Origin of the sequence: Halorientalis persicus, from assembly GCF_900110215.1 — an archaeon.
In the GTDB taxonomy this organism is placed as follows: Archaea; Halobacteriota; Halobacteria; order Halobacteriales; family Haloarculaceae; genus Halorientalis; species Halorientalis persica.
This window is the reverse complement of the sequence record NZ_FOCX01000008.1, coordinates 55,266-68,682: the sequence shown is the minus strand read 5'-3', so window position 1 is coordinate 68,682 and position 13,417 is coordinate 55,266. Positions and strand designations below refer to the sequence as shown.

Sequence of the window (13,417 nt, the reverse complement as noted above, 5' to 3'; positions counted from 1 at the left end):
CTGCGGATCAGCAACCGCGTTCTAGATACAGGAGGAGGATCCAGAATGTATAACCCGATATAGTATAATTTGAACTAGCATATTGCTTGCGCACGGATCACACCCATCGACGGTCGTGGTCGGAGAAAAATCAGTCGTCTCGTCGAACCAGTCGAAATTTGCTGGTCGAGGGATGCGAGATTCGGGTTTATGACCAATCAGTTGTCAGTATGGCAGTTATCAAAGGTTGAAAAACGAGAGAAGGGATATGAGTAACCAAAACCTGACTCACCATGTGATGTCAGATGATATCCATAGTCAGGAACGGATTTCGACGGGGGTTCCGGGTATGGATGATGTTCTCGGTGGCGGTTACCTACCTGAAACTGCCACCCTCGTGCGCGGTCCACCCGGGTCAGGCAAGTCGATCTTTTCGTTGCACTTCCTTGCCGCTGGCCTCGATGCTGGTGAGACTGGGCTGTACATCAATCTCGGTGAGCCTGAAGCCTACATTCGAGACACCGGCCGACGTTTCGGCTTCGATATCGACGGGCTCAGCTTCCTCAATCTCTCGGCCTCCGGCGACCAGTTTCAGGGCGAGGAGACGTACACCCTGTTCGAGTCCGGTGACGTAGAGACACCGTCGCTCGTCGAAAACATCCGTACAGAGATCGAGGAGATCGGCCCGGATCGTGTGGTCGTCGATCCCGTCACCGAGTTCCGGTATCTCGCGCCCGACCAGCACCAGTTCCGCTCGCAGATCCTCGGTCTCGTGAATTTCCTCAAAGCCGAGGGTGCGACGGTCATACTCACATCGCAGGCCGCTGAATCGATGCCCGACGACGACCTCCAGTTTTTGGTCGATGCCGTCGTCAGCATGGAGGACGATTCGGGTCGCCGGACGATCCACGTCTCGAAGTTCCGTGGTTCATCCGTCAGGTCTGGCCACCACACGCTCCGGATCACCGACGATGGGATGCGAGTGTGGACACGTCTCGATCCAAACCGCCACGAACGCGAAGACACGTCGGCGAAACTGTCTTCCGGCGTCCCCGAACTGGACTCGCTTCTGTCGGGTGGTCTCACCACTGGGACGATTACATTTCTGAGCGGCCCGACGGGCGTCGGAAAGACCACGACTGGACTCCAGTTCATGAAAGAGGCCGCTGGACGGGGGCAACGGTCGGTCCTGTACAGCTTCGAGGAGGATACACAGACCCTCTTCGAGCGTGCAGAAGCCGTCAACATCCCCATCACCGACATGATCGATCAGGGAACGCTCAAAGTGGAGGTGATCGGGCCGGAGGAACTCACGATCGACGAGTTTACCCACCACATCCGAACGGAAGTCGAGGACAACGACGCGGAGATCGTGATGATCGACGGGACCAGCGGCTTCGAACAGTCGCTTCGCGGCGTCGGTGCCGAGCCCATGCGACACCTCGTCAAGATCGGACGGTATCTCCGAAACATGGGTGTGACCGGTCTCGTCACGAACGAGGTCCATGAGATCACCGGTGAGTTCCGCGCGACGGATCAGGGGATGAGCTATCTTGCCGATAGTATCGTCGTCCTGCGTCACGTCGAATACAAGGGCACACTCCGGAAGGTGATCGGGGTCCTCAAGATGCGCACCAGCGACTACGAGAACCAGCTCCGAGAGCTAGAGATTACTGGGCATGGACTGCGCGTCGGTGAATCGCTCCCGGAACTCCGAGGAATTCTCACCGGCACACCGGGGTGGGACGACGATGAGACGTGAGTCGCGGGACTCCCCTCCCGCCAACAGACCCGAAATAGAGTTGTCACCAGTCCGGATTTTGTCGACACTCTCGCATACCGGCAATCAGCGTGTGCTCGCCGACTGGCTACGAAAACAGGAGCGGTACGAAGTGATATCGGGGGACAACGCTGGACTCGCAGATACTGATTTCGATGTTGGCATCCTCGACGAGCGCTCGCTTCGTGAGTACGAAACGGTGATTCGAGAACGAAAGAATGACGCGAGCGCCTTCCTGCCGGTCCTTCTCGTGAGTACTGGCACCGACGACGCACCACTCGATACTCTGGGCCGGCCCGAGATGGGGTCGAAGGTCTGGCAATTCGTCGATGAAGTACTGCCAACACCGATCGACACTGCGGAGTTACGGAGGCGACTCGAAACGCTCACCCGCATTAGAGCCCAGTCGGTGGCACTAGAACGCAAGACAGAGCAGCTCCTGTTGTTGAACCGAATCACTCGACACGATATCCGTAACGAGATGAACGTCGTCAGCGGCTGGACCGAACACCTCGCAGAGAACACTGACGAGGAGGGTAACCAGATACGCCAACGGATTCGAGACAGCAGTCAACACGTCGTGGATCTCACGAAGGCCGTACGGGAGTTCGTCGAGACACTCCAGACGGCTGGTGATCCGGACTTACAGGCGGTGGATCTCGAGAGTGTCGTGACCAACGAACTCACCAAACGCCGCACGACCTTCGAGGATGCCGATTTCGTGATCACTCGTGAGATCCCACGAGTATACGTCCGTGCAAACGACCTGCTCGCGTCGGTGTTCAGAAACCTACTGAACAACGCAGTGCAACACAACGACAGCGACACACCCCGAGTAGAAGTTACTGTCCTGGAGTACGCTGAGACGGTTACGGTTACGGTCGCCGACAATGGGCCAGGCATCCCACAGCGTCATCGGGACGCCGTCTTGGGCCGAACGGAGCAGGGGCTCGACCATCCGGGTGCGGGACTCGGTCTGTACCTCGTCGATACACTGCTCACGCAGTATGGCGGCGCAGTCAGGATCGGTGATGCTGAGTTGGGCGGGGCTAGCATCGAAGTCGAACTCCCGAAAGAGTCAGTAACCGAGGTGAATATCGCCGACGATGGCTCCTAGAGACGTCCCCGACTCACAGAGCCGTGTTCTCCCGCTCGTTTCGGAGACAGGGAATCGCCAGTTGCTCGTCGAGTGGCTCGAGGAACACCCCGCCTACGAGATCGCGGCGTTAGCGGAGAGTATCGACGAAACCGAGTTCGACGTGTGCATCATGGACAACGGGGCTTTTCGGGAGAATCTCGACGCGTTGCGGGTGAAGAAAACGGCGGCAGCCCCGGTCTTGCTCCCGTATCTCCTGTTGGTTCCGGAGTCAGGGGCCGACGTCATCGACACGGACGCCGGCAAGCTAGCGGACAGCGTCGTTACGGAAGCGATCGACGAAATCGTCTCCTTGCCGATTCAGCAGGCAGAACTCCACTGGCGGCTGTCGGCGTTACTTCGCCTCCGAGAGCAATCACTCACGTTGTGGGAGCGAGAGCAAGAACTCGAACGGCAGGTCGATCTGTTCGAGAAGGCTCAAGACATCGCAAACGTGGGTGCCTGGGAGTACGATGTCGACGCTGGAGAGCTGTTGTGGACCGACGAAGTGTATCGCATCCACGCGCTCCCGGACGACGTGACGCTATCTCCGGAACTGAGCTTCGAGTATTACCACCCCGAGGACCGACCGATCATCGAAGAAGCATTCGAGAGGGCCATCGAGGCGGAGGAGCCTTACGATGTCGAAGTTCGGCTCATCGATGCGGAAGACAACTACCGGTGGGTTCGGACACGTGGAGAGCCACAGTACGAGGAGGGGGAGCTGACTCGCGTTCGAGGGACGATCCAGGAGATCACCGAGCGCAAAGAACGCGAACGCGAGCTCCAGCGAATCGAGCAGGCGGTCGAATCCGCCGGTCACGCGATCTTCATTACCGATCCGGACGGAACGATCGAATACGTCAACCCGGCGTTCGAGGAGCTAACCGGATACACCCAGGCGGAGGTCGTCGGTGAGACGCCACACGTGTTGAACTCCGGCGAAATGCCGGACGCGTACTTCGAGGAGCTCTGGGAGACCCTCAAGTCGGGCGACGTGTGGGAAGCGGAGATCGTCGACCGCCGACAGAACGGCGAGAAGTACACGGCGATGCAGACGATCGCACCGGTGTCCGACGGTGACGACATCCACGCCTACGTGGCGATCCAGGACGACATTACGGAGCGCAAAGAGCGAGAGGAGACACTCAAACGGCGACGGTATGCGATCGACGAAGCGCCAGTCGGTATCAGTATCTCCGATCCCGAGCGAGCGGACAACCCGCTGATCTACGTGAACGAGGCGTTCGTGGCGATGACGGGCTACACACGGGAGGAGGTCCTCGGGGAGAACTGTCGGTTCCTCCAGGGCGAGAACACTGACCCGGAGAAGATTGCCAGCATCCGGACGGCGGTCGACGCCGAAGAGCCGATCTCGATGGATCTGCGGTACTATCGGAAGGACGGCACGGAGTTTTGGAACCATCTCGAAATCGCGCCGGTGAAAAACGATGCTGGTGACGTCGTGAACTTCATTCAATTCCATCAGGACGTAACCGACCGAAAGCACCGTCAAGAGCAGTTAGCGGTCCTCGATCGGGTGTTACGGCACAATCTGCGGAACGATATGAACGTAATACGAGGGCAGGCCGAGGCGATTCAGTACGAGGCGTCGGATGAGGTTGGCGCCTCCGCCGGCAAGATCATCGATACGAGCGACCAACTGGTCGAACTGGCTGAAAAGGAACGGAAGATAACGGAGCTGTTGCGTGAGGAACCAACGCTGGAGGAGATTCAGATCCGTGATCATCTCCAGTCCGTCGTTTCGACTGTTACATCGGGCTATCCGGACGCGGAGATCGCTGTCGACTGTTCCGAAACGGTGACCGTGCAGGCAACGAAACAGTTCGACCAGGCGATCGGAGAACTCGTTACGAACGCAATCGTCCACAACGACTCGCCGTCACCCGAGGTCACGGTCACTGTGACCCACACCGACGAGACTGTTCACATCGACATCGCCGACAACGGGCCACCGATCCCGGAGGTAGAGCGGAACGTACTGGTAGATGAGACGGAGCAAACGCCGCTGTATCATGGGAGCGGGCTCGGGTTGTGGCTCGTCAACTTGATCGTCACTCGGTCGGGTGGGGCCATCACCGTCGAGGAAGGTTCGCCAGCCGGTAACGTCGTCAGAATAGAACTATCACGGTGACTGCTCGACCGTGGACACCGCTTTTCCTGTGGAGCCTCTGGACACCGCCTTCGCAATCCTGAAACGGGAGACGGGCGTGGGGCCGGTATGGAGCAGCGAACGCGGGCGCTCGTCGCGAGCGCATTCATCGGACTGATCTTTCTGCTCGTGCAGTTGGGGGCGCTGGCGCTGGTCCAGCCGTTCGAGGCGGCCGGCTACCAGGCCGTCGAGGACCCGAGCGACCCGACGAACACCGTCGTCTACGTGGCGGCGATCCTGATCGCCACCGGCCTCATGTTGCTGGCGATCAAACTGAACGTGGACCAGCTCATCCGGGCGTTCGTCGTCTTCGCCGGGGTCTATCTCTCGTGGTACGTGTTCAGCGTCGTCGTCCCGAACGTCCGCTCCGTCGCGGGATTCAATGTCCTGGCCGTGGCGGCCGCCCTCGCGCTCGGGGCTGCCCTCCTGCTGTATCCCGAGTGGTACGTCATCGACGCGTCCGGCGTCGTCATGGGGGCCGGTGCGGCCGGCCTGTTCGGGATCAGTTTCGGGCTGCTGCCCGCCATACTCTTGCTGGCCGTACTGGCCATCTACGACGCCATCAGCGTCTACGGCACCGAACATATGCTGACGCTGGCCTCCGGCGTGATGGACCTCAAGGTCCCGGTCGTGCTGGTCGTTCCCCTCACGCTCTCGTACTCGTTCCTGAACGCAGAGACGCCCGATCCCACGGGCGAGGTCGAGGGCGAGGCAGCGGCCAACGGAGGAACCGAATCGGGTGCGGCCGACGCAGACGGGCCGGACGACGACGAGACCGACGACGCCGTCGACGCGGACCCCATGGACCGAGACGCGCTGTTCATCGGGCTCGGCGACGCGGTGATTCCAACGGTGCTGGTCGCCAGCGCAGCCTTCTTCGCGCCGGCGTCGGTTCCGACCGTCGGCGCGCTGGGACTGGTGATTCCGGTCACGGCGCTGGGTGCGATGGTCGGGACCTTCCTCGGCCTGGCGGTGCTGTTGCGAATGGTGCTGCAGGGGCGCGCTCACGCAGGACTGCCACTGCTCAACGGGGGCGTGATCGGGGGATATCTCGTCGGCGCGCTCGCGAGCGGCCTCCCGCTGGTGGAGGCGCTCGGAGTCGCCGGCTTCCTCTAGTGGCCGCCAGCGTCGTCGAAACACCGACCGCACTTGCTGACCGTCGCCGGACCGAGCTCGGACTCGATAGTTCCGAGAACCGGGAGGTCGTCCTCGGAGAGATTGTACGTGACGCCATACTCCGACTGGAACGCCGACTTACCCGTCTCGTGTTTGTGCACCGTGTTCGTGACTTCGTTCAACACCTCACTCGTGAGGTGAGGTATATCACACCACGGTATCGGCCTGTTGCATAGCATACCATGTCAGACGACGATCCGTCAGTCGCCTGGGGACGCTACGGTCCGGCGAGAGTAAGGGGTCGGACCTCGGGCGGCGCGTCCGGGCTCGGCCGTGCCCTGACGGTATCTTTTTTGACGCGGCGAGGGCACCGGCTGCTATGTCCGATGGGTTCCCGAGTTCGTGGACCGACCCGACATACGTCTCCACGGTCGTGATGGTGCTGGCGGCCGGCGCGCTCTTTTTCTACGCGGCGCTGACGCCCGGTGAGCCCGCTCCCGAGACGGTCGGGTTCGTCCTGCTCTGGGTGTCGCTCCCGGCGACAGTCGCGTACGAACTGGCCCGGCGGTTCGGGTAGTTACTTCCCGGTGAGTGCCTGACTGGCCGGGGCGAACTCCAGTGGCGTCCCGAGGTCGCGCTCGACGGCGCGCTCGTAGAGCATATGGGCGGCGGCGACGGTCTCGATGGCCGTCCCGCCGCTGTCGAACACCGTGATCTCGTCGTCACTCGTGCGGCCGGGTTCGACGCCCGCGACGACTTCGCCCAGTTCCGCGTGGACGTGGCCCTCGGCGATCACGCCCTCTTCGACGGCCTGGATGAACGCGCCCGCGTCGGTCTCGGTGCGGGCGCGCAGGTCGGGGACGTAGGTGGCACGCTCGACGGTCTCGGCGTCGATCTCGCGCACGTCGGCGTCGTACTGCCCCATTGCGGTGACGTGGGTCCCCTCCTCCAGCAGGTCGCCGTCGAAGACGGGTTCGGAAGCGTTGGTCGCGGTGATCACCACGTCGGCGCCTTCGACGGCGGCCGCGCTGGAGGCGACCGCGGCGACGGTCGCGTCGAGCGCGTCGTTCATCTCCGCCGCGAAGCTCTCGCGGTGTTCTTTGGTCGGGGAGTACACGTCGATCCGGTCGAAGTCGCGCACGGTCGTCGCGGCGCGGAGCTGGCCACGGGCCTGTGCGCCACTCCCGATGATCGAGAGCGTGGCGGCATCTTCGCGGGCTAGCGCGTCGATGCCGACCGCGCCCGCCGCCCCGGTCTTGAACGGGTTCATGTTCGCGCCGTCCATGAGCGCCAGCGGCTCGCCGCTCTCGGCATCGAACAAAGAGAGCATGAAGTGAGCGTCCTGGGCCCCGAAGCCAGCACCGTAGGTGTAGGTCCCCATCGCGCCCGTATCGGGCAAGATGGCGAGATAGCCAGTGAAGAACCCCGGTGGGTCGGCGTTGGGCAATTTGGTCCGGGGTTCGGCCGGTGCGCCCTCGCCGCGCTGACGGTAGCCCTCCCGCACAGCGTCGACGTACTCCGCCGGGTCGGCGAGCCCGGCGAGTTCGTCGCTCCGCAGGAACAGCGCTTCCTTGTGTGTCGTCATGCCCGCCCGTTCGGGCGACCCACTCATAGGTGTGCTGGAAGGGGCGGTGGCGGAATCGAGGGGACGGCGAGACAGAACGCAGAATCGGGAACGGAAAGCGAGCGGATTCAGTCGGCGGAGTACTGTGGGGTATCCTGTGAGGCCGTGGGTGAGGTCGGCGTCCCGTCCTCGACCGGGGCGTTGACGAACATCGCGTAGCCGATCAGACCGACAGCGAAGACCAGAGCGAGCGGAACGGCGACCGTGCGTGACACTCCCGCACCGAGAAGCGCAGCGCTGATTCCTGCAGCGGACACCGGAACGAGGCAGAGAACGTCGTCGTAGTATCACGTAATACCGTGTACTAGTATGGGTTGCTGTAGTGGGTGTTCCCTTCCAGACGGCTGTACGTCGAACCCGACAATCGCGGAGTAACCCAGATCGTTTCACAGTGTCACCGGCGGAACACGTGGCTCGGCGGGAGCGACTGTTACACCGACGAGTCGAGGTCTGATTTTTATTGCTGAGAATATTTGCATTTATCGATGGGAGTCTGGTATATAGCATTATATTGTGTGATAATCTGGAGCAAGCCCTTATGGGGACGTGCGGGAAATTTCGGTCACGAGGCGGACGGAAGCGGAACAGCCGCCGAGGTCACACATGAGCATCCACAACACGGACACCGACGACGAAGCAGGCGACTCCCAGCAGCCACAGTACGCCGAACTCGACATCGGCGAAGACGAGTTCGTCATCTACGACCGGGAGAACCACCAGGCCTGGATCCAGTCCAGCGTGTCGATTCCGGTCGACGAGGAGTGCTGAGGCCGACCGCAGGGGGGAAGGCCCAGACACACGTTTCTCTCGATACCACCAGTGGTAGTCGCGCGTTACCAGTTGCCAAACTGCGCGTAACCGACGCGTTGAAGCGGGTCAACGTCGAAGCCGTGTGGCGTGAACAGTAACGACCGCTCGATCGTCGGTCTCGTGACGGTCGCACACGCGATGGTCCACACCTACGAGCTGTCGATCCCTGTTTTGATCCCCATCTGGCTCACCGAATTCTCCGTCATCGACGTTGGACTGGCGCAGGTCCCGGTCAACGAGGCGACGATCGGCGCGCTTGTGACCGTCGGGTTCGCGCTGTTCGGGCTCGGCGCGCTCCCGAGCGGCGTTCTCGTCGACCGGATCGACGCCCGCGTGCTCATCACGGCCTGTCTGGTCGGCATGGGTGCGTCGTTCCTCCTGCTGGCCGTCTCGCCGACCCCTGCGGTGATCGGCCTCGCGATGGCCGTCTGGGGCGTCGCCGCAAGTGTCTATCACCCCTCCGGGCTCTCGCTGATCAGTCGCGGCGTCGAACAGCGCGGGAGCGCCTTCGCCTACCACGGGATGGCCGGCAACGTCGGTATCGCCGTCGGCCCCCTCCTGACGATCCTCCTCCTGCTGGCGTTCGACTGGCGGGTCGTGGTGGCAATCCTCGCTCTGCCGGCCGCCCTCGCCGCCCTCTACGCCTTCAGGGCCGACATCGACGAGCGCGCGGCCGTGGCGGCCACGGACGGGAGTGGCGAGAGCGGCGACGACGGGGACAGCCGCGCCGGCGGCGGTGTCGACTCGCTCGGCGACTTCCTCAGCCAGTCGCGACACCTGTTTGCCGGCGCGTTCGTCGTCGTCTTCGCGGTGACGCTCTGTTCGGGTCTGTACTACCGGGGCGTCCTCACTTTCCTGCCCGAACTGCTCGACAACCTGGCGATCGCCGCGCTGGCTCCGGTCGAGTTCGGCGGGCGCACCCTCCAGCCGAGCCGGTACATCTACGTCGGTCTGCTGATGGTCGGCGTCGGCGGGCAGTTCGTCGCCGGCAAACTCACGGATCGGGGCCGCCCGGAGGTCGGGATCCTCGCCGGCTTCGGTGCGCTGGCCGTCATCGCACTGCTGTTCCTGCCGGCGGCCGCACTCGGACTGTCGGCCCTGCTGGTCGTCTCGGCACTGCTCGGCTTCTTCCTGTTTTTCGTCCAGCCGTTCTACCAGGCCAGCGTCGCCGAGTACACGCCGGCCGGCACCCGGGGGTTGTCCTACGGATTCACCTACCTCGGCGTGTTCGGCGTCGGCGCGCTTGGCGCGACGCTTGCGGGCACGATGTTGACCTTCTTCGCCCCCCAGCAGTTGTTCGTCGTCCTCGCGGGACTGGCGGCGGTGGCCGCCGGGCTCGGGATCTATCTCGTCACGCGGGCACCGTCGACTGCCGTCGGGACGTGACGACGGCGAACGTCAGCCGCCACGCGACCAGCAGGACGCCACCGACGAGGAAGGCGACGATTCCAAACGTCAGCGCCGCGTTACCCGGGAAAACCGCCGTCGAGCGCAACCCCTGGGCCACCACGTCGGCACCGAGCCACGCGCCCAGTACCAGTACCGTCGAGCGCGTCAGGTCACGTCGGTAGTCCGCCGCGTACACGCCCGCGGGAATCGCCACGACCAGCCAGCCGAGCAAGAACTGGGCGTACGTTCCGAGGACCCGCATGGAGAGTAGCGGGTAGTCGTGGCTGATCTCACCCATCACGACGAACACCGCGATGGCCAGCAGATCACCGACGAGAAAGAGCCCCGTCGCGGTGGACGGATCGACGCGACTCCGAACCCAGTCGAGCGCAGTCATAGCCGGGCGTTCGGACCGCGTGGACTTGGGTGTCCCGACTCCCCGCTCAGAACCGCTTGACGCCCGCGACGGTGTACTCGAAGCCAGTCCGGGGAATCGACGCCGAGAGGCCCGCCGCCCGAACCACCGCGGCCAGATCGCCCGCGGTGAAAAACCGGGAGTCGAACCCGAACAGGTGTTCGCCAGCGACGAGTGCCCGGCCCAGAACCGTCGTCGGGTCGAACTCCAGACAGACCAGTACGCCCCCGGGTCTGAGGACGCGCGCGGCCTCCTCGACGACCGCTTCGGGCCGGGCCATGTGGTGCAAGGCGTCGAGGATCAACACGGCGTCGACGGACTCGTCCGCGACGGGGAGCCGCGTCGCGTCCCCGCGAACCCCGGCGACGCCGTGGTCCCGTGCCTTCGCGAGCATCCCCAGTGCGGCGTCGACGACGACGCCCTCGGGCACGTCCAGCGCCCGGACGCCCTGTCCGGTCCCGCCCCCAACGTCGAGGACGCGCTGAACATCGCGATCGGCCAGTTCGAGCGCGGGCGCGAGTTTCGCCCGGCGCGTAGCCGGTTTCAGATCGTACAGTCGGGCGAAACGATCGAAGATCCCCACGTCGCCGGTCCGGGTGTCGGATGCCATACCACGCTCATCGGGCCCGACCCCCTCAGTCGTTCCCCCGAAGTAAAGCGGGTCCCGCCCGTTGGATCGACCATGGAGTACGCGTTGCTGGGGTGGCCCCCGGACGGACCGACCTTCCGGCTGGACTACCGGCGGTTCAGTTACGCCGGGAAGTTCGTCATGTCGGCGACCGGCAAGGCAGTCGTCCGCGGGAGCGAAGCCGACGAGATCCTCGCCGCCGTCGCGTTCAACGAGGACCGCACCGACGCCGACACCCTCTGGCTGCGCTACGTCACCGTCCGGGAGGACCACCGCGGCGACGGGATCGGCCCGCGCCTCTGCCGGTTCGCCGCCGAACACGCTCGCGAGCGCGGCTACGGGCAAGTTCGGATCGCCGTCAACAACCCCTTCGCCTTCGAGGCCCTCTCGAAGGCCGGCTTCGCCTTCACCGGCGAGGAGACCGGCATCGCCGAACTGGTGATGATCTGGCCCGGCGAGCGGACCCGGGAGTCTTACCAGGCCGGTCTCGACGTGTACCGCCAGCGGGACCTCTCGGAGGCCGAACGCGAGTTCCTGCGCGAGCGCCGGGATAGCGATCCACCGACGACGATTCGGTCGGTTCCCGCCGACGACGCCTGACCGGGGTCGGGTCGGGAGATTCAAGCGGCGGCCGCCGCTAGCAGGAGGTAATGGGAAACGCAGATCTGCGCGATCTCGCGGTCATCGAGGAGGTGGCCTACGACGATCTCGCGGGATCGGTCGTGGCCGTCGACGCCCACAACTGGCTGTACCGGTATCTGACGACGACGGTCAAGTTCACCCGCGACGCGGCGTACACGACCGCGGACGGCGAGGAGGTCGCCAACCTGATCGGCGTCGTGCAGGGCCTTCCGAAGTTCCTCGAACACGACGTGACGCCGGTGTTCGTCTTCGACGGCGGCGTGACGGATCTCAAAGAAGCGGAAGTCGAGCAACGCCGCGAACAGCGCGAGAAGTACGAGGAGCAGTTGGAGCAAGCCCGCGAGGCGGGTGATTCCGTCGAGGTCGCCAAACTCGACTCACGGACCCAGCGGCTCACCGACACCATCGTCGACACCACGCGCGAACTGCTCGCCCTGCTCGACGTGCCAGTCGTCGACGCCCCCGCCGAGGGGGAGGCTCAGGCCGCACGGATGGCCCGCGCCGGAACCGTGGACTACGCCGGCACCGAGGACTACGACGCCCTGCTCTTTGGCTCGCCGCTGACGCTGCGACAGCTCACCTCGAAGGGCGACCCCGAGTGCATGGATCTGGACGCGACGCTTTCCGAACACGACCTCACGTGGGAGCAACTGGTCGACGTGGGGATCCTCTGTGGGACCGACTTCAACGAGGGCGTCACCGGGATCGGCCCCAAGACGGCGGTAAAGACGGTCCGCGAGCACGGCGACATCTGGGGCGTCTTCGAGGCCCGCGACGTGTCCGTCGAGAACGTCGACCGCATCCGGAACCTCTTCCTCGATCCGCCGGTCGCCGACGACGTGGCCTTCGACACGGAGCTCGAACCGGACGTGGACGCGGCGAAAGCGTTCGTCGTCGACGAGTGGGGCGTCGCGGCCGACGAGGTCGAACGCGGGTTCGAGCGGATCGCGGACGCGACGGTCCAGACCGGGCTGGATCGGTGGACGTGACGGGATCACGGCCGGGACACGGGCCACGAACTCGTGTCAGCGACGGGCATCTATTTACGGGTCGGGGACGCCGTCACAGTAGATGCCGATCGACTCGAACCTGCTCGACGACGGGCGGTCGAGCCGGCACGCCGCCCTCGTCGTCGTCGGTGCGCTCCTCGTCCTGTTTCTGGTACTCGGCTTCGCCGTGGCCGTCTCCGACTTCTCCGCCGGTGAAGGGGAAGGGTCCGTGGCGAACGTAACGAACATCGAAACGAGCGACGCGGCCTGCGGGACCCACCAGCGCCAGTCCGGGTCGGAGGCCCAGCGGACGGCAGGGGGGACCACGTACCTCAGTCTGAACGGGACGATCCCGGTCGCGGCCGCCGACAGCGAGGTGACCGCGCAGGTCGACGAGATCGGGGAGAACCGCTATCGGCTGAACCTCCAGCGCTCGCCGGGCAACCGGACCGCGGACTGTTATCTGGAGGTCCGGTACAACGTTACTGTCGCCATTCCCCGGGCTCAGGAGTACACCGTCCTGGTGACCCACGACGGCTTCCTCAAGGAGATGACCTACAGGACCCGCCGGGGCGGTGGCGGGTGGATGACCGGCGAGGTAACCAGACCGCCGTCGATGAACGAGAGCACGTGGGAGCACGCACTGAACGCCAGTGAAGCCTACAACCGGAACCTGTCCAGTTGAACGTGATCGGCCGTGGCGAGAATGGCCCCGACCGAGGACCTTCCGGAACGCT

General features: G+C 64.0%; 15 protein-coding genes. 10 read left to right on the top strand and 5 right to left on the bottom strand.

The features are described 5' to 3' along the window. Positions 1 to 247 precede the first annotated feature (247 nt). The 4 genes from BMX17_RS10460 to BMX17_RS10445 all read left to right on the top strand — a co-directional run bounded on the left by BMX17_RS10460 (position 248) and on the right by BMX17_RS10445 (position 6,183). Entirely contained in the window at positions 248 to 1,741 is a 1,494-nt protein-coding gene (locus BMX17_RS10460; protein WP_342027696.1) for an ATPase domain-containing protein, read from the top strand. 91 nt (positions 1,742 to 1,832) lie between these two features. Then, on the top strand, positions 1,833 to 2,876 hold the full coding sequence (locus tag BMX17_RS10455; protein ID WP_170845384.1) for a sensor histidine kinase: 1,044 nt from the start codon (positions 1,833 to 1,835) through the stop codon (positions 2,874 to 2,876). After that, entirely contained in the window at positions 2,866 to 5,049 is a 2,184-nt protein-coding gene (locus BMX17_RS10450) for a PAS domain S-box protein (RefSeq protein WP_092659725.1), read from the top strand. The genes BMX17_RS10455 and BMX17_RS10450 overlap by 11 nt, the downstream gene beginning before the upstream one ends. A gap of 87 nt (positions 5,050 to 5,136) precedes the next feature. Beyond that, positions 5,137 to 6,183, top strand: coding sequence for a presenilin family intramembrane aspartyl protease PSH (locus BMX17_RS10445; RefSeq protein ID WP_092659723.1), 1,047 nt, complete (start codon positions 5,137 to 5,139; stop codon positions 6,181 to 6,183). On the opposite strand, the gene BMX17_RS10440 is transcribed toward BMX17_RS10445, so the two are convergent. Further along, positions 6,180 to 6,365 (bottom strand): hypothetical protein, encoded by a 186-nt coding sequence (locus tag BMX17_RS10440; protein ID WP_211611319.1) that lies wholly within the window; start codon positions 6,363 to 6,365, stop codon positions 6,180 to 6,182. The two genes, BMX17_RS10445 and BMX17_RS10440, sit on opposite strands and share 4 nt — an antisense overlap. A gap of 197 nt (positions 6,366 to 6,562) precedes the next feature. Here BMX17_RS10440 and BMX17_RS10435 point away from each other — a divergent pair, with 197 nt between their 5' ends. Then, the gene (locus BMX17_RS10435; RefSeq protein ID WP_092659719.1) at positions 6,563 to 6,760 is read left to right on the top strand and encodes a hypothetical protein; all 198 of its coding nucleotides are present in this window, start codon (positions 6,563 to 6,565) and stop codon (positions 6,758 to 6,760) included. On the opposite strand, the gene BMX17_RS10430 is transcribed toward BMX17_RS10435, so the two are convergent. After that, the gene (locus tag BMX17_RS10430; protein WP_092659717.1) at positions 6,761 to 7,768 is read right to left on the bottom strand and encodes an ornithine cyclodeaminase family protein; all 1,008 of its coding nucleotides are present in this window, start codon (positions 7,766 to 7,768) and stop codon (positions 6,761 to 6,763) included. Positions 7,769 to 7,875: 107 nt separating this feature from the next. Further along, the gene (locus BMX17_RS26935) at positions 7,876 to 8,022 is read right to left on the bottom strand and encodes a hypothetical protein (protein ID WP_244514978.1); all 147 of its coding nucleotides are present in this window, start codon (positions 8,020 to 8,022) and stop codon (positions 7,876 to 7,878) included. A gap of 388 nt (positions 8,023 to 8,410) precedes the next feature. On the opposite strand from BMX17_RS26935, the gene BMX17_RS26055 reads away from it, so the two are divergent. Both BMX17_RS26055 and BMX17_RS10420 read left to right on the top strand, forming a co-directional pair. Next, positions 8,411 to 8,575 carry a DUF7331 family protein gene (locus BMX17_RS26055; protein WP_170845383.1) on the top strand — a complete coding sequence of 55 codons (165 nt, stop codon included), beginning with the start codon at positions 8,411 to 8,413 and terminating at the stop codon, positions 8,573 to 8,575. Between the two features lie 180 nt (positions 8,576 to 8,755). Continuing rightward, a complete protein-coding gene (locus BMX17_RS10420; RefSeq protein ID WP_092659936.1) occupies positions 8,756 to 10,003 on the top strand; it encodes an MFS transporter in 1,248 nt (415 codons plus the stop codon). Here the strand turns inward: BMX17_RS10420 and BMX17_RS10415 are convergent. Then, on the bottom strand, positions 9,969 to 10,403 hold the full coding sequence (locus tag BMX17_RS10415; protein ID WP_092659714.1) for a DUF3054 domain-containing protein: 435 nt from the start codon (positions 10,401 to 10,403) through the stop codon (positions 9,969 to 9,971). The two genes, BMX17_RS10420 and BMX17_RS10415, sit on opposite strands and share 35 nt — an antisense overlap. A gap of 46 nt (positions 10,404 to 10,449) precedes the next feature. Next, positions 10,450 to 11,031, bottom strand: a complete 582-nt coding sequence (locus BMX17_RS10410; RefSeq protein WP_092659712.1) for a class I SAM-dependent methyltransferase — start codon at positions 11,029 to 11,031, stop codon at positions 10,450 to 10,452. Positions 11,032 to 11,103: 72 nt separating this feature from the next. Here BMX17_RS10410 and BMX17_RS10405 point away from each other — a divergent pair, with 72 nt between their 5' ends. The 3 genes from BMX17_RS10405 (at position 11,104) to BMX17_RS10395 (ending at position 13,365) form a co-directional block, all read left to right on the top strand. Then, complete coding sequence (locus BMX17_RS10405) at positions 11,104 to 11,649, top strand: GNAT family N-acetyltransferase (protein WP_092659710.1); 546 nt, start codon at positions 11,104 to 11,106, stop codon at positions 11,647 to 11,649. A 50-nt stretch (positions 11,650 to 11,699) separates the two neighbouring features. Then, on the top strand, positions 11,700 to 12,680 hold the full coding sequence (fen, locus tag BMX17_RS10400; RefSeq protein WP_092659708.1) for a flap endonuclease-1: 981 nt from the start codon (positions 11,700 to 11,702) through the stop codon (positions 12,678 to 12,680). An 82-nt stretch (positions 12,681 to 12,762) separates the two neighbouring features. Further along, positions 12,763 to 13,365, top strand: a complete 603-nt coding sequence (locus BMX17_RS10395; protein ID WP_092659706.1) for a hypothetical protein — start codon at positions 12,763 to 12,765, stop codon at positions 13,363 to 13,365. Positions 13,366 to 13,417 lie beyond the last annotated feature (52 nt).